This is a genomic window from Undibacterium sp. Dicai25W, from assembly GCF_049340505.1.
Lineage (GTDB): Bacteria > Pseudomonadota > Gammaproteobacteria > Burkholderiales > Burkholderiaceae_D > Undibacterium > Undibacterium jejuense.
This window is the reverse complement of the sequence record NZ_JBMPOQ010000002.1, coordinates 41364-57524: the sequence shown is the minus strand read 5'-3', so window position 1 is coordinate 57524 and position 16161 is coordinate 41364. Positions and strand designations below refer to the sequence as shown.

Sequence of the window (16161 nt, the reverse complement as noted above, 5' to 3'; positions counted from 1 at the left end):
ACCGAATGTGGGAGTTGTAATTTTTATTATAATTAACCCACGGCTTGACGTTCCCAACTTGAATCATCGTTTGGGGCGTGATCAGGTCACGGTCTCTTTATTACTTCATTTTTTCTGGGAAATAAATTATGCCTCTTGTTACGATCACGGTACGACGTCCGAAAACCTCAGAATTTAAAACTAAGGTGAGACTAGCCTTAATGCTTCGCAACGATGCTTGCTGATCAATTGTTTTATGTGATACTGGTGAAAGGCGGACAGCCTCGCGGTTTCATAAAAATGGAAATTTCATTTTTCGACTTAGAAGTAATGACACGCCTGAATAATCGTAGCGACTTTCACACAGGATTTTATGATGACAAATCAAGGGTTGGAATTCATCGTTCAACGTGATCAACTCACGCATTGCAAAAGCAAAAAATTAGATTTTCCTGATCAACAAACACTGGCGACGGGACAAGTGCTGCTGAAAATTGATCATTTTGCCTTTACCTCAAATAACGTCACGTATGCTGCGTTTGGCACGGCGATGAAGTATTGGAATTTTTTTCCGACAGAAACCGGGTGGGGCAATATTCCAGTCTGGGGTTTTGCTGATGTATTGTTGTCTAACGTTGATGGCATAGAGCCAGGTGAACGCTTCTATGGTTATTACCCGATGGCAAGCCATTTATTGGTTACGCCAAGTCGCATTAATGTGAATGGATTTAGCGACAGTGCAGCGCACCGACAAGAAATGCATCCTTTGTACAACCAATATTTGCGCACCACCACTGATCCTGCGTATCAAAAAGATACAGAAGCGTTGCAGATGTTGTTACGGCCTTTATTCATTACCTCATTAATGATCGATGATTTTTTGGACGACAATCAGTTTTTTGGTGCGAAGAACGTCATCATATCGAGTGCTTCCAGTAAAACGGCGTATGGTCTTGCATTCGCCTTGAGTCAAAGGGCAGCGAGAGATTATCAGATCATCGGTTTAACATCGGAAGCCAATCGCCAATTTGTAACTAACCTTGGGATTTACGATCAGGTATTGAACTATGAGCAATGTGGGCAATTGGATGCCAGCGTCGCCAGCGTCTATGTCGATATGGCTGGTAGCGCGTCATTGCGTAGCGAGATTCATCATCATTTATCGGATAATGTCGTTTACAGCTGTGCGGTAGGCGGCACGCATTGGGAAGATTTGGGCGGCGGACAACATTTACCCGGTGCCAGACCCAGCTTGTTTTTTGCCCCGGCGCAAATTAAAAAACGCCTGGCCGATTGGGGACCTGCGGGTTTGCAAAGTAAGTTGGCAGACGCCTGGCAAAAATTGATTTTGCGAATAACGGATGCCGAACATCCGTGGTTGCAAGTGAGCCATAGTTATGGTGCCGATGCTAGCAATCAATTGGTGTTGAAGATGCTATCTGGCAAGGTCGCCGCACACGAAGGGCATATTCTAAGCTTGAGCCGGTCATCCTGATAGTCTGGCATAGTCTCAATTGAGCAAATTGACCAAATTGACCTTGGCTGATACGAGCGCATAGAGTTTTAAATTAGAGCTTTAAATTAGAGCTTTAAATGCATGCCTTATCCATTTATTTTTATGAAAGAAAGTTTTGCACGATGCGTACTACCCGATTAGAAGCGTTTAGCGATGGTGTGATCGCGATTTTGATCACGATTATGGTACTGGAAATGAAAGTGCCACATGGCGTCGAACTTTCAGTCTTATGGCCTTTATTCCCGGTCTTTCTCAGCTATGTACTGAGCTTTATCTATGTCGGCATCTATTGGAATAATCACCATCACATGCTGCATACCTGCCGCAAAGTGACTGGTGGTATTTTGTGGGCGAACCTGCATTTACTGTTCTGGTTGTCCTTGATACCGTTTGCGACCGGTTGGGTGGGAGAGAATCACTTCACTGCCAGCCCCACAGCTTTGTATGGATTTGTGTTGTTGATGTCCGCGATTGCTTATTTCATTTTGCAACAAACGATTATTGCCAGTCAGGGACCGGATTCTGTTTTGAAAAAAGCAGTAGGTAATGACTGGAAAGGAAAAATTTCTCCGGTGATTTATTTTAGCGCCATGGTCATCGCCTATCTCGAACCTTGGCTGTCGATGGCTTTATACGTGATTGCTGCATTAATGTGGTTTGTACCAGATCGTCGTATTGAACATGTTTTACATGAGTAAAAATCAGACGTTTGCTGCTAATGGGATTAAGTCGTAAGCGCAGTGAGCAAAAATGACGAGAAGACCTGGGACGTACAACATGTACCCAGGTTTTTTATTTTGCAGTGCAACTTGAGTCACTGATGTATTTTGATGCAAATCAATTGCCATTTTGGTCTTTGCTGTCTTAGTATGAAGCTGCAGTCCGACTATTTGTTTCGTCAAGATGGTTCCATGAATAAAATAAGAATGGAGACAAGATGGCAGATTCAGCGCAAGGCAGAGATGGTGACAGTGCGCCACCGGATATTAAAACCATTATCGATGAGCAATCGGTGTTTCCGCCGATACGCAGGGTGGGGATGTTGAGACCGTTTGTCTGGTTACGCTTAGGGTGGGACGATTTTCGAGCATCAGGTGGAACTAGTTTTTTTTATGGTGCCTGCTTCGCTGCTATGGGACTACTGTTGAATCTGGTGTTGCACAATGCACCGGAATATGTGTCAGCCTTGAGTTGCGGGTTTTTATTGGTAGGACCTTTACTTGCCTTGGGTTTATACGATATCAGCCGTCGCATAGAAAATGTGCGTTCTGGCATGTTGGGCAGCGTGTTTTCTATGCGTGGACGTTGGAGCAATATCGGTGTGCTGGCGCTGGTACTTGCCGTCGTACTGATGGTCTGGGCTCGCGCCTCTTTGGTAATCTTTGCCTTGTTCTACAATAAAGGCATGCCGACCATGCATGGCTTTTTGCAGCAGTTATTTTCTCTTGAACATCTGGAATTCGTGTTGGTTTATGCTTGCATTGGCTTTATTTTTGCGAGCATCGTGTTCGCCATCAGTTGGGTTTCTATACCTTTAATGCTGGATCGCGATACCGATGCCATTACAGCCATGATTATTAGCTGTGTTTCTTTGTTCATTAACGTGCCGGCGACGATCGTATGGGCGCTGCTGATCGTTGCCAGCGTGGTGGTGGGATTTATGAGCTGGAATCTCGGCTTTCTGATTCTGATGCCAGTAATAGGGCACGCGACCTGGCATGCCTATAAAGAAGTGGTTGGGACGGCGCAAGACCGGAGTAGCAATTAATCAGATTGCCGTCCCATCAATCCTTCAATTATGCGTTTAATGGAGCGGGGTCTCAAGATGTAAATGTTCGAGACAGATTGCTAGTGTTGATTCATAGGAATTGGCGGTGTCGACATTTTCTTCATTGAACTGTAGCTGACTCAGACTCAAATGACTGCTTTCATAAGGGCTTGGCAACTGTACCAAAACTCGGTGGGCATTCTGCAAGCGTAGTTTTACGTCCGCCAATAATAGTGCACTTTGTTTCTCTTCTTTGACCGGTGAAGTACTGACGACACAGACGACAGAAACACTTTCTGCCTTGGCTCCTGGTGGTGGTGATGCACAGTCTGCGAGTGAAATATGACGTGCGTCTATATTATGATGCCGTAAAACACGTACCAGAATCTCGGTCGCTAATTCATTTCCGGCTTCGCCCAGTCCTACGCAAAGCACCACGCTACCCGGTGGAACATCAAACGAACCTTGCCGCGAACCAGTTAACTTTTCACGTTGCGCGCGCAGGTGTCGGCCGAGTGACATATCTTGCAAGAAGGTTGCGTGTTCGGCTTTTTTCCAGGTATGTGTTTTACCATCGAGACTCTCTATCACGGTGCCCACTGCCATACCCAGACGTAGCTTCTCTTCTGGATTAATTTTTCCTTCTTCCAGATCATGTCCTGCGAGATGCAAGGCAGGCATCAGGACGCTGTCGCAATAACTCGCAAATGATTTTCGTTTCATATATGCCCTTGCTGCAGCGATGATTTCAGTCGCATCGCCAGACAAAGCGCGTTGATAAAAATTTTGCGCTAAGGTGAGAGCTCTGACTTCACCAAATAATATTTCCAGAATTTGTAGTGCCGGTACATAGCGTCCCGCCACCACCAGACACAAAGTCAATGGCGTCGATACGACGAGGCCTACTGGTCCCCAGACCCAGCTCCAGAAGATCGCTGCAATTACGACTGAAAGTGGTGATAAACCAGTAGAGTGACCGTATAACTGCGGCTCAACCAGTTGCGCGACGATCATTTCGATGGAAAAAAAAGTCACAAACGCCATGATCGCCAGACTCCAGCCCGGATCAATTGCTGCTGCAAGCACTGTGGCAAACAACGCTGCTAACCAGACGCCGACATAAGGCACAAAGCGTAATATCCCAGCCAGTGTTCCAAACAAAATCGCATGTGGTAAACCGATCGCCCATAAGCCGGCAAAGACCAGAAAGCCAACTGCAAAATTAACCGCAAATTGCGATATAAAGAATCGTGATAAACGCTCGCCGGCGTCATTCACGGCGATCGTTGTCGCACGCAAATCATTGCTGCCGATTAGTCTGATCAGACGATCACGCAAGGACTCATGTTCCATCAACACAAAAATCAGCACCATCAAAACGATGCCCGCCATTTCTATCGGTGGCCAGACAGAAGCCATAATTTTTTGCAGCAATTGCAACGGGCGTAATGCTGGTTCCTGTATCTCTACTAACACCGGTGCTTCGGGATTGTTATTGACAGCATTTTGCATTTTGTCTTGCTGTGTCCGGTTGTCAGTTGGTGATTTGTTGAGCTCATTCATCACCTTACCCGCGTGACTTGTCAGGCTATCAAACTGCGTGTTGCCCAGTTCGCGCATGGTCGCGAGCTTGTCCCGTATGGTTTCTTCATACTCTGGCATGCTGCTGGCAAGTTTGACCAATTGTGAGCCTATCACCGTTCCGGCGGCAGCAATGCCAAGAGACAGTAACATGACCGCTACCCAGACGGAGGCAGTTTGGCCAATACCGATTTTTCGCATCGCACGTATCATCGGCGCGACCAGAAAGCTCAGCAAAATCGCCAATGTAATTGGAATCAGGACATCACGTCCAAAATACAATAAGGCGAGGACCACCGCAGTACCAACAATCCCAGCAAGACTATTGGAGGTTGATGGAGTCACGTTCTTCATTTTGTCAGGAGAATCGGAATAGGGCATAGCAGCCTTTGATTGTAATGAGTAAGCCAAGGAAATCGCGCAGACAGCACCAGCGTTGCTGCAAGGGCTGATACTAGCGCAGATTCTAATGGAGTGACCGTCAGATGGTCAACGGAATTGCTTGCGAGAAAAACATCCCCTGTTTTACTTCACCAGGGGATGTGGAAGTGGCGTATAGAAAAAGCTTATTTGAGTGGCGGAAAGACGTGTGGAATCAGGGGGGTGACCGGTTCAGATTGCAGCTTCTCTTGCAAAATTCTGATTGCTGTCTCCAATTGTTGGTCCTGTCCCTTAAATGTCGCGTGCGGCAAGTTGTCCACTTCGATATCTGGTGTTACGCCTACACCTTCGACTAACCAATGGCCATCGACACTAAATTGGGCATTTTCAGCTGCTCGTATCATACCGTTATCTGTCAATGAATTGTTGTCCGATAACCAGACGCCGGCACCAGCGGTACGTTTGCCAACCAAAGGTGCGAGCTTGAGCGCTTTAATGCCTGCGGCGAAAGTTTCGCCATCGGAATAAGTCAGTTCATCGACCAGCACTACCAGATGGCCACGGAAGGTTTGCTGCATATTGGTACTAGGTGCCGACGAAGGATTCGACCAGAAGGCCCAGGCTTTGCGTAACAGCTTTTCTATAATCCAGCTATCAATATTACCGCCACGATTACGACGGACATCGATGATCAGACCATCGCGATTGATATTGCTATAAAAATCGCGGGCAAATGAATTGATGTCATCTGGTCCCATAGCGCGTAAATGCAGATAACCGATTTTACCTTTTGATGCCTGGCTAACCCGTTCACTTCTGCTTTGTTCCCAATCGCTATAACGCAGGTCGGCATGTTTTTTCATACTCACCGGCGTAACGATCACTTCATGAGGGGCTTGCTTGTCACGCTTGATTTGTAATAAAACTTGTTTATCAGCCTGATTGATCAATAAGTCAGAAATGTCGCGCGCTGTCTTGGTTGGATGACCATTGACACTCAAAATCTGATCACCTTCTTTGACGTCGAGATCTGTTTGTGCCAGTGGTCCGTGTTCATTTGGTAGTTCAGTTTCGGTGCGATAAATATGTTCGATCATGACACCTTCAGCGCTGCGGGTTAATACCGCACCCAAAGAGGCGGGCGTTCCTTCAGGCGGAGCTTTGCGTATATCGCCGGGGCGGAATTGTGAATGCAGCGCACCGACTTCACTTGCCATCTGTGCCAACACGTCATTGAGTTCCGCACGGTCACTAACGCGGTCCACCAAAGGCGCATATTTGCTGCGTATTGCGTTCCAGTCTGTGCCCCGCATTTTGTCATCGTAAAAATAATCTCTGTGCATACGCCATGCGTCACCAAATATTTCACGCCATTCCTGACGCGGATCAACGATAAAACTCCAGTCGTTGATACTGACTTTGGCCTGACTGAGATCGGTAGGTGCTTTGGCAGATGCATCGACGATCACAAAGTCACCACTACCGGCACCGGCAGCTGTTGCTGTCCGGTAGAACACATGTTTTTTATCGTTGGACAGATTAAAGTCACGAACACTACTGGCAAATACTTCAGCTTTAGGACTTGTGTTGCTGATTGCGAGTGTTTTAAGTTCACCTTTCTCTTCATTCGCTTCTTGCTCAATGAAATACAGGCGCTTGTCGTCAATTGCAAGGTTGCGATAGTTTCCCGCTGCCAGTGGTACCTGATACAAGCGTTGCGCTAATCCTTGATATTCAATCGTAGGCAAGCCAGGCTTCGTTGCTTTTTCCTTGCTTGTAGCTTCTGCTTTGTTGGCTTCAACTTTTTCTGGAACAGGTGGCACATTTAATTCATCGACTGCTTTGTAGGGGAAGCGTAGCTTGGCTTGTAATGCAATGGCATACACGCCGGTACGCTTATCAAAACCCGGCCCTAGGTTGCGGTCACCCCATGGTGCGTTGTTACCCACTTTAAAGCTGCGATCAGATAAGAAATAGAGCCAATGTCCATCGCCAGAAAATACCGGTGAACGTGATTCGTAATGGTCGCTGGTCACAAAACGCATTTGCTTGTCGGCAAGCGAATATAAGCCAATTTGTGTGCGCTGTACGTCAGTGTTTGGTCGCGTCACTGCAATGGTCTGGCTATCTGGAGACCAGACGATACTATCAAATTCCGGGACACCAATTTTTCCGGCATTATCAATCAGCTGATTTTTTTTTGTGGCGAGATCCAGTAGCCATAAACGTCCCCGTTTATCGGTATGTGCGAGCCATTTCCCATCTGGCGATGGGAAAAGATTGAAGCGATGAACAGTGCCATCCGTTGTCAGCACTTCAGGTTTTCCTATGCCATTGGCGGGAAACTTCCAGATCTCGTTTTCACCCGTGGTGTCGACAATCGCATACACCGATTTTTGATCAGAAGAAAATACTGCCGAACGGGCGCGTGCATCAGCAGGTATCGGTAAATCGATGCGACGTTGTTTGCCAAGTCCAACATTCGTCACATGGCCACGCGCCGTCAACAATAAGCGGTCTCCTTTGCCGGAGAAATCACTATAGGTCAAATATTCGAGTGGGTTCTTAATAAGGTGTTGACGTTCCTGATCAAAGTCAGAAACGAGGTTGATATTTAGCGTCTTATCGGACTGATCACGCAGGTCCAACAGATGCAGGTCGGCACCGAGTTGATACGTGATTTTGCCATCGCCGAGAGCGGCATTTCTTACTTCCCATTCTTGCTGATGAGTCAGGGCCTGGGCTGCGCTGCCATCTGGATTGGCGCTCCAGATGTTGAACGTACCATCACGGTCACTCATAAAATACAAACGTCCTTGCCACCACATAGGACGTTTGTTGTTACTCTTATCTTGTGGGAAAAGATTGATTGCTTCGGCTTTTCCTTCCAAATCGTAACGCCATAGTTGAGCGTTAGCGCCACCGCGATAATGCTTGGCGTTGTCATTCGTCATCTGCAAGCCAAAGCGGGTGAAATACAAATATTTGCCACTATCGTCGAGCGCCGCTTCATTGGCATCCGCAACTGGGAACACGCGGCGCACCATGGTTTTCGGATCAATGGCTGCGATAATTCTATGTGCACCGGGGCCGGTACTATTTTGTGTGCTGATCAGCACTTCTCCTCGTGCTGTCCAGCCAAGGACATTCACGACATCGTTTTCGAAGCTGATTCGTTTTGGCAGGCCGCCGTTGATCGGCATGACATACGCTTCGGTAGCGCCGTCATAAGCGGCAGAAAATGCCAGCATTTGGCCATTTTGTGAGATCGTCGGATAGAGCTCTGTTCCCGGATGTGAGGTTAACCGCTGCGCCTGACCACCATTTGTGCCGACTTTCCAGATATCCCCTTCTGCGGTAAATACCACGGTATCAGCTCTCACACTTGGGAATCGGTAATAAGCGGGGCCATTTGCTGCGACTGCAAATGGCAGATTATTAAGTCCTAAACTAAAACTGATTAAAAGGGCAAGTCTGGTTAGTTTCATAATGCGTCTCAATAGAATAATTTGTTCTTGGAGTTGAAGGGGTAATAGCAAGTATGTTGACTTCGATTTAATATTAAAAAAATACGTAAGATATTTGTTTAATAAGGAGAAGCATTCATTTTTAATACAAAAGAGCAAGAAATGTTACTGAATTGTAAGATCTGTTGAAATGGGGCAAGTATTAGCCTAAAACGACACTCGTCAATAAATATTTCCATGTGGAAATCTTTGTATGCAGTCATTCGAGTTAATCGTATTCGGGAGAATTCAATGAGACCCCCTACTATCGCCAAAGTTCTCGCAATATGCAGTATGTCAGCAGAATTTTCTTTATCGCAAGCACAGAGTGTGACTTTTAGCATTGATACGCAGTCACAGCGCAACAACATCAGCCCATTGATTTATGGCTATAACGCTTACGCCGATGGTACTGGTCGCGCTGGCTGGGACAATCAGGGGGGGCAAGCTAATCTCCAAGCCCTGAATCTGACTTCACGCCGCATGGGTGGCAATAATATGACTAGTTACAACTGGGAGAATGGTGTCAGCAATTCGGGTATGGACTGGTGTAATTCGTCCAACGCAGGCGTTACATACGCCACTGGAGCGGGCGAACCCAACAATAATGCTGGTCTTGCCTATTACGCGCCAGGTGCTGCAATCAAAACGTTTCATAGTCAGTCTTTGACCTTGGGAACGTATTCATTATTGCAATTGCCAGCGGCGGGAAAGCTACCTAAGGATATCGTGAACCTGAATCCCCCAGGGATGTGTAATGGCTCGCAGCTGTGGCAAAGTGCGCCCGGTGCATCAAATGTTGATCTGGCACGTTGGGTCACTATCGTCAACGATAAGCCAGCGAGTGCGGGTCCACTGAGTCTGACGCCCGCGATTGGTGACGATGTGGTCTATATTGATGAAGAGATTAATTTTTTATTGAAAAATTTTGGCAAAGCCTCAGCAGCCAAAGGCGTCAAGGCATACGAGCTGGATAATGAACCAGACTTGTGGCACTTGTGGCCATCTCAATATGGCGAAGGTACCCATCCTTTGCTGTATCCGAATCTGACAACAGTCGCAGATGTGATGCAAAAAAATGTCAGCCTGGCTGCTACAGTAAAGCGGATGGATAGTACGGCAGAAACGTACGGACCAGCCGTCAGCGGTTATTTAGGATTGTTTAGTTTGTGGGCGGTATGGGATGGTTCACAATCACGCCAACCGAGTGACTGGAATACTTATAACGTTGAGCCTTATCTGACCAATAAAACGGGTGATCGTTATCGCTATAACGGCATGACGTTTGCCAATGTGTATTTGGATAAAATGCGTAAAGCGTCTGCCAGCGCCGGTCATCGTTTGTTAGACACGCTGTCATTCCATTACTACCCGCAGGCCTCCAGCAACCCGAGTGATCGCGTTCAAGCTGCGCGTAGTTTGTGGGATGCGAATTACGTTGAACCGACCTGGATAACGCAACCAGGTTACGGTTTTACCGATGGTCGCGGTTTGCAACTGATTCCAAAATTAAAGCAATCCGTAGCCGATTTTTATCCTGGCACTAAACTGGCCATCACTGAATATGATTTTGGTGGAAAAACCGATGTCACAGGTGCGATTGCACAAGCCGATGCTTTGGGTGTTTTTGGTCAGCAAGGCGTGTATATGGCAAGTTATTTTGGTGATGTCGAAGGTTATATCGCCGCTGGTTTTAAACTGTACCGTAACTATGACGGTAAAAAATCAGTTTTCCCTGAAGTGTCCGTCAAAGCCGTGTCGACAAATAACGACAATGGAACGGTCTATGCTGCAGTGAGTAAAAAGGATCCGAATACACTGCACGTAATTGCGATTAATCGTTTGAGCACACCTCTTTCAGCCAGCGTGCAAATCAAAAATCCGGTGGCGTTTAAAAATGTCCAAGCCTGGGGTGTTGATGCAAGTAGCCCGAACGTTACGCCACGTAATGGTGTCGGGGCTGTGACCAACAACACATTTAGTTATACCTTGCCTGCACAATCAGTGATGCACTTTGTGTTGAAATCTTGATGAAATAAAAAATAAAACAGCCGCAGTAGGTGACTACTGCGGCTGTTTTATTTTAAGACAAGAAAGTGAAAGAAAATGTGATTATTTTTTTGCATATTTCTTCGCATATTCCTACTTATTTTTTTACTTATTTTTTACTTGCTTCAATACGGTACGCAACATACTCAACATCAGATCCAACTCTTCTTTCGTCACATTCAAGGCTGGCATAAAACGCAATAAGTCTGGACGTGGAGAATTGAGCAGCAAGCCAACTGGCTCCATATTGCGCGCAACTTCAACGATTTCTGCACCGATATTGCTACCGAGTTTTAAGGCGCGCAACAAGCCTTCGCCACGTTCACCTTGCAGACCAAATTCTTCGGACAGTTTATTCAATTCATCGCTCAGATATTGGGCTTTTTCTTTGACTGAATTCAGGAAGCCCGGCTTGGTCAATTCTTTCAATACCGCGATACCAACTGCCGTCATCAATGGCGCACCATTGTAGGTTCCGCCTTGATCGCCCGGAACAAAACAAGCAACTGCTTCCGTGGACAGCAGCGCACCCAATGGAACGCCACCGCCTATGCCTTTGGCCAGTGTCATGATGTCAGGTGTTATGCCAGACAACTGGTAAGCAAACAATTCGCCAGTGCGACCCATGCCAGACTGCACTTCATCGACGATCAACAAGATGCCGTGTTTTTTGGTCAATGCACGTAACGCTTGCATGAATTCGCGGCTGGCTGGAATGACGCCACCTTCGCCTTGAATTGGTTCTAGCATCACAGCAACTGTCTTGTCGGTGATTAATTGTTCAACGGAGGCGATGTCGTTCAGGTCGGCTTTAGGGAAGCCAGAAACTTGTGGTGCAAACAGTTTGTCCCAGCCTGGTTTGCCGGAGGCAGACATGGTTGCCAGAGTACGGCCGTGGAAACCATGATCAAAAGTGATGATTTCAAACGCGCCATTTTTATTGAGCTGGCCCCATTTACGCGCGAGTTTGATCGCGCCTTCATTGGCTTCAGCACCGCTATTGGTGAAGAACACTCGGTCAAAGCAAGAGTTTTGCGTCAACAACGTTGCCAGTTCAACCATCGGTGCATTGTAAAAAGCCGGAGAAGGATTGAGCAATTTCTTCGACTGTGCAATCAAAGCATCGGAAATCACCGCCGGGCTATGACCCAGGCAATTAACTGCCCAACCTTGCAGATAATCGAGGTAACGTTTGCCATTATTATCCGTCAGCCACATACCGCTACCTTCGGTAAATACGATTTCCGGGCGTGGTGTGATGTACATCAGAGAATTAACGTTGTACTGACTGAATTCCATTTCGAGACTCCTAAGGTCATTCCAGAGGTGGATAAAAAAACAAACGAAAAAATAAAAATTAAAACGTAAAAAAGCAAAAAGCCACAGGAGTTGGCCTGTGGCTTAGGTCTGGTGCTGCGGTCTCATCTGACGCGCAGGTACACTAACACATCCGCCCAGGCTCGTTGAACGAACGGCGACGTCGCACGATATTTGGTGAAGACATGTCAGGAAAATTTTTCATAGACCGGATAGTAGGACTTTTTGCGCAGTGCGTCAAAATAAATTTTAATCCGGACATAAAAAAATTCCTCGTGAAAGTAGAAGTAAGCAGAAGTACGCAGAAGTGTTAATTTGCTAAATCCGCTTCCGAAGTAAATGAGTCTGCATAGAACTCTTCCGCTGGCAATTGACGCTGTGCCACGAAGTCGCGCTGAGCAGATTCAACTACGATAGGTGCGCCGCAAGCGTAGACTTGATGCGCAGACAAATCAGCAAAATCAGCGAGTACTGCTTGATGCACAAATCCGGTACGACCATTCCATTTATCTTCAGGCAAGGCATCGGAGACCACGGGGATATATTTGAAGTTTGACAACTTGGCAGCCCATTCTTCGCATAATGCCGCCATGTACAAATCGGCTGGGCGACGGCCACCCCAATACAAACTGACAGGGCGGGTCGATTCTGTGTAAATCAGATGCTCTACCAAGGCTTTGATCGGCGCGAAACCTGTTCCTGAAGCAAGCAGAACAATAGGCTTGTCACTGTCTTCACGCAGGAAGAAAGTGCCGTGCGGCCCCTCAAAGCGCAAAATGTCACGCTCTTTCATTGTCGAGAAAACCTGGTCGGTGAATAAACCACCTGGCATATGGCGTACATGCAAAGTGATCTGTTCATCCAGATGTGGGGCATTTGCCATGCTATAGCTGCGACGCTTGCCATCACGTAGCATAAATTCGATGTACTGACCGGCGCGATATTGGAGACGCTCATTGGCTGGTAATTGCAAAGCGATTAACATGACGTCATCAGACAGTTTTTCCAGTTTGGCGACGCGGGTTGGCATCTTTTTGACCGGAAACTCACCACTGGCGGCAATTTCGCGTGCTTCTATGGTCAGATCAGATTGCGGCTTAGCGCAGCAAAACAAGGACATGCCTTGCGCTTCTTCGTTGTCTGGTAGTGCGCGTTGCTGATGGTTGCCGTGTACGACGTTACCGCTGGTGATCTTGCCTTTGCAGGAACCACAGGCACCGTTCTTACAACCATAAGGCAAACCAACGCCCGCGCGCAAAGCAGCGGATAATACGGTTTCGTCTGCTTCGCAGCTAAATTGACGACCACTAGGGGTCACAGTTACTTGAAAAGTCATACAATCCTGAGCATGAAAAAACAGTTTAAAAAAATGGGCAAACCGCGCTTACTGATCGTCGGCTGTGGCGATGTTGGCATGCGCTTGTTACCTTTGTTGCGTGCACGTTTCCGAATTTTTGCTCTCACCAGCCAACCGGCGCGTTGCGCTGAACTGCGTGAAGCTGGGGCAATACCGATTGTCGCCAATCTGGATAATGCTATCAGTCTGGCAAAATTAGCCGGATTGGCGCCGTATTGTGTCCATCTCGCACCCCCGCGCTCCGAAGGTGCGTCAGATATCCGCACGCAAAATCTGACCGCCATTTTACCTGACAAGAGCCGCCTTGTTTATATCAGTACCACCGGTGTGTATGGCGACTGTGGCGGAGCCTCATTTGATGAGACCCGCACGGTGCGCCCACAAAATGCGCGTGCGGTACGTCGCGTTGCGGCTGAGCAAGCATTGCGTACATGGGCAAAACGTAGTTGTTCCAACCTGTCGATTTTACGTGTGCCAGGCATTTATGCTGCGGATCGCTTACCCATTGAGCGTTTGCAAAAAGGCACACCAGCGTTAGCGGATGCAGATGATGTCTACACTAATCATATTCATGCCGACGATCTGGCAAAGTTGATTATGCTGGCGCTGTTTCGCGCTAAGCCGCAAAGGGTATATCACGCGGTCGATGACAGTGATCTCAAAATGGCGGCGTACTTTGACTTGGTTGCTGATGCCTTTCAATTGCCGCGCCCTCCACGTTTGCCAAGATATGAACTGGCCCAACAAGTATCGCCAATGTTACTGTCTTTTATGTCGGAATCGCGACGCATGCAAAACCAGCGCGTAAAACGGGAATTGGGTATGCGGTTTCTATATCCGACCGTAACGCAGGGCGTGGATGCAGCGTTAGATTCAGCGCTACAACATCATCGTTTCAAAGATAACAATTAGATTAGTGATGATGTGACTTTTAACACTTCATCAGCGGTCGTTAAACCTTCGATGATTTTTTCCGCACCTGCAATGCGTAAAGGTTTCATGCCGTCCTTGATACTTTGTACGCGCAATGCGTGGATGTCGGATTCTTTGGTGATCAGTTTGCTAAATGCTTGTGTGACCGTTAGCAATTCATACAAACCGGTACGTCCGAGGAAGCCGGTTTGTCTGCATTCAGGACAACCCACCGGACGATAGATGGATGCAGGTTTTGGCAGCGCGAATTCCTCTGACAAACTTTGCCAGACGGGATCAGGCAGCTCGCCATCGGGTGTTTTGCAAAATTTGCACAAAGTGCGTACCAAACGTTGCGCCAGAATTCCAATAATCGTTGCTTCCAAAAGATAGTAGGGAACGCCTAGTTCTAATAAACGCATAATTGCCGATGGCGCATCATTGGTATGCAATGTTGATAGCACCAGATGACCAGTCAATGCAGCTTGCACTGCCATTTCAGCAGTTTCTAAATCACGAATCTCACCCACCATAATGATGTCAGGATCTTGTCGCATCAATGCCCGTATGCCATCAGCGAAGCCGAGGTCTATCGAAGACTGCACTTGCATTTGATTGAATGATGCTTCGACCATCTCAATCGGGTCTTCCACCGTACACACGTTGACTTCAGCGGTTGCCAGCGATTTAAGAGTGGTGTAGAGCGTGGTGGTTTTGCCCGAGCCTGTTGGCCCTGTGACCAGGATAATGCCGTGCGGTTTTTTGGTCAGTGTGTCCCAACGTTCTGCATCTTTTGGCGGGAAACCCAGTTCTGGTAAGGTTTTAACCACCACTTCAGGATCAAAAATACGCATCACCATCTTTTCGCCAAACACGGTCGGTAAGGTCGATAAACGTAACTCTATCTCTTGTCCATCGGCGGTGCGGGTTTTGATACGGCCATCTTGTGGACGACGTTTCTCAATTACGTCAATCCGTCCCAGTAATTTGATACGCGCAATCATGGCGATCATAATGCTGGCTGGTAGCTGATAGACCTGGTGTAACACACCATCGATACGGAAGCGGATTGCAGCCATATCGCGTTTTGGCTCCAGATGAATATCAGAAGCGCGCTGATCAAACGCAAATTGCCATAGCCAATCAACGATATTGACGATGTGCTGGTCATTGGCGTCGAGTTGCTTATTGCTCTTACCAAGTTCAACCAATTGTTCCAGATTTTGACGCAGGCCAAGATCGTTAGTATTGATCTTGCGCGCATCTTTAATTGATTTTGCCAGGGAAAAGAACTGGACGATGTATTGCGAAATTTCCAGAGGATTGGCGAGAACCAGGCGTATCTCTTTGCGTGAAATACGGCTGATTTCTTCCTGCCACTCGTGATTGAAAGGATCGGTTGTCGCAACGACTACCGTATTACGTTTTGTTTCGACTGGCAAAATATTAAAGCGCGTTGCATATTTTGCGGACATCACATCTGATACGGACGTGAAGTCGATTTTTAAAGGGTCGATCCGATAAAACGGCAGATTGACTTTACGTGCGGCCCATTCTGTTAGCCAGTCTAGCGTCAGTAAATGATGCGGTGCTTTTGCAGATTGTAATTTGCATTGCGCCGCAGCAGTCAGTGTATGCATACTGGCAGGACCGTTTTTCAAAATGCCTTGCGCTTCATTGTATTTAACTTTGGCATCCTCTTTTTTGATAATGCCATCCTCCATCAACCAGGTAAAAATTTGCTGCAGGCTAAGACTGCGTTTTGAGGTTGTATTCATTTTCTTCTGGTTGTTGG

General features: G+C 47.2%; 10 protein-coding genes. 5 read left to right on the top strand and 5 right to left on the bottom strand.

Translation table 11 applies throughout. The features are described from left to right. Positions 1-355 precede the first annotated feature (355 nt). The 3 genes from ACO0KY_RS03325 to ACO0KY_RS03315 all read left to right on the top strand — a co-directional run bounded on the left by ACO0KY_RS03325 (position 356) and on the right by ACO0KY_RS03315 (position 3263). Positions 356-1474, top strand: coding sequence for a DUF2855 family protein (locus ACO0KY_RS03325; protein WP_423044243.1), 1119 nt, complete (start codon positions 356-358; stop codon positions 1472-1474). Positions 1475-1617: 143 nt separating this feature from the next. Then, positions 1618-2193, top strand: a complete 576-nt coding sequence (locus tag ACO0KY_RS03320) for a TMEM175 family protein (RefSeq protein ID WP_186912515.1) — start codon at positions 1618-1620, stop codon at positions 2191-2193. Between the two features lie 239 nt (positions 2194-2432). Then, entirely contained in the window at positions 2433-3263 is an 831-nt protein-coding gene (locus ACO0KY_RS03315) for a DUF2189 domain-containing protein (protein WP_186912514.1), read from the top strand. Positions 3264-3299: 36 nt separating this feature from the next. Here ACO0KY_RS03315 and ACO0KY_RS03310 read toward each other — a convergent pair whose 3' ends face one another. Together ACO0KY_RS03310 and ACO0KY_RS03305 are read right to left on the bottom strand one after the other, a co-directional pair. Further along, the gene (locus tag ACO0KY_RS03310; protein ID WP_423044240.1) at positions 3300-5225 is read right to left on the bottom strand and encodes an AI-2E family transporter; all 1926 of its coding nucleotides are present in this window, start codon (positions 5223-5225) and stop codon (positions 3300-3302) included. Between the two features lie 185 nt (positions 5226-5410). Beyond that, complete coding sequence (locus ACO0KY_RS03305) at positions 5411-8713, bottom strand: S41 family peptidase (protein ID WP_423044238.1); 3303 nt, start codon at positions 8711-8713, stop codon at positions 5411-5413. 270 nt (positions 8714-8983) lie between these two features. Here ACO0KY_RS03305 and ACO0KY_RS03300 point away from each other — a divergent pair, with 270 nt between their 5' ends. Further along, positions 8984-10762, top strand: coding sequence for a glycoside hydrolase family 44 protein (locus ACO0KY_RS03300; RefSeq protein WP_423044236.1), 1779 nt, complete (start codon positions 8984-8986; stop codon positions 10760-10762). A 123-nt stretch (positions 10763-10885) separates the two neighbouring features. Here the strand turns inward: ACO0KY_RS03300 and ACO0KY_RS03295 are convergent, their stop codons facing one another. Continuing rightward, on the bottom strand, positions 10886-12079 hold the full coding sequence (locus ACO0KY_RS03295) for an acetylornithine transaminase (protein ID WP_423044234.1): 1194 nt from the start codon (positions 12077-12079) through the stop codon (positions 10886-10888). A 328-nt stretch (positions 12080-12407) separates the two neighbouring features. Further along, a complete protein-coding gene (locus tag ACO0KY_RS03290) occupies positions 12408-13433 on the bottom strand; it encodes a CDP-6-deoxy-delta-3,4-glucoseen reductase (RefSeq protein WP_423044232.1) in 1026 nt (341 codons plus the stop codon). Positions 13434-13445: 12 nt separating this feature from the next. Here ACO0KY_RS03290 and ACO0KY_RS03285 point away from each other — a divergent pair, with 12 nt between their 5' ends. Continuing rightward, on the top strand, positions 13446-14366 hold the full coding sequence (locus ACO0KY_RS03285) for an SDR family oxidoreductase (protein WP_423044230.1): 921 nt from the start codon (positions 13446-13448) through the stop codon (positions 14364-14366). On the opposite strand, the gene ACO0KY_RS03280 is transcribed toward ACO0KY_RS03285, so the two are convergent. Continuing rightward, positions 14363-16144: a GspE/PulE family protein gene (locus ACO0KY_RS03280; protein ID WP_423044228.1), complete on the bottom strand. Its 1782-nt coding sequence runs from the start codon at positions 16142-16144 to the stop codon at positions 14363-14365. The two genes, ACO0KY_RS03285 and ACO0KY_RS03280, sit on opposite strands and share 4 nt — an antisense overlap. Between the last annotated feature and the right edge of the window lie 17 nt (positions 16145-16161).

What these genes read in the sequence shown, in the direction of transcription:
- ACO0KY_RS03325 (WP_423044243.1), top strand. Translation starts at nt 356, where the DNA reads ATGACAAATCAAGGGTTGGAATTCATCGTTCAACGTGATCAACTCACG.
- ACO0KY_RS03320 (WP_186912515.1), top strand. Translation starts at nt 1,618, where the DNA reads ATGCGTACTACCCGATTAGAAGCGTTTAGCGATGGTGTGATCGCGATT.
- ACO0KY_RS03315 (WP_186912514.1), top strand. Translation starts at nt 2,433, where the DNA reads ATGGCAGATTCAGCGCAAGGCAGAGATGGTGACAGTGCGCCACCGGAT.
- ACO0KY_RS03310 (WP_423044240.1), bottom strand. Translation starts at nt 5,225, where the DNA reads ATGCCCTATTCCGATTCTCCTGACAAAATGAAGAACGTGACTCCATCA.
- ACO0KY_RS03305 (WP_423044238.1), bottom strand. Translation starts at nt 8,713, where the DNA reads ATGAAACTAACCAGACTTGCCCTTTTAATCAGTTTTAGTTTAGGACTT.
- ACO0KY_RS03300 (WP_423044236.1), top strand. Translation starts at nt 8,984, where the DNA reads ATGAGACCCCCTACTATCGCCAAAGTTCTCGCAATATGCAGTATGTCA.
- ACO0KY_RS03295 (WP_423044234.1), bottom strand. Translation starts at nt 12,079, where the DNA reads ATGGAATTCAGTCAGTACAACGTTAATTCTCTGATGTACATCACACCA.
- ACO0KY_RS03290 (WP_423044232.1), bottom strand. Translation starts at nt 13,433, where the DNA reads ATGACTTTTCAAGTAACTGTGACCCCTAGTGGTCGTCAATTTAGCTGC.
- ACO0KY_RS03285 (WP_423044230.1), top strand. Translation starts at nt 13,446, where the DNA reads ATGAAAAAACAGTTTAAAAAAATGGGCAAACCGCGCTTACTGATCGTC.
- ACO0KY_RS03280 (WP_423044228.1), bottom strand. Translation starts at nt 16,144, where the DNA reads ATGAATACAACCTCAAAACGCAGTCTTAGCCTGCAGCAAATTTTTACC.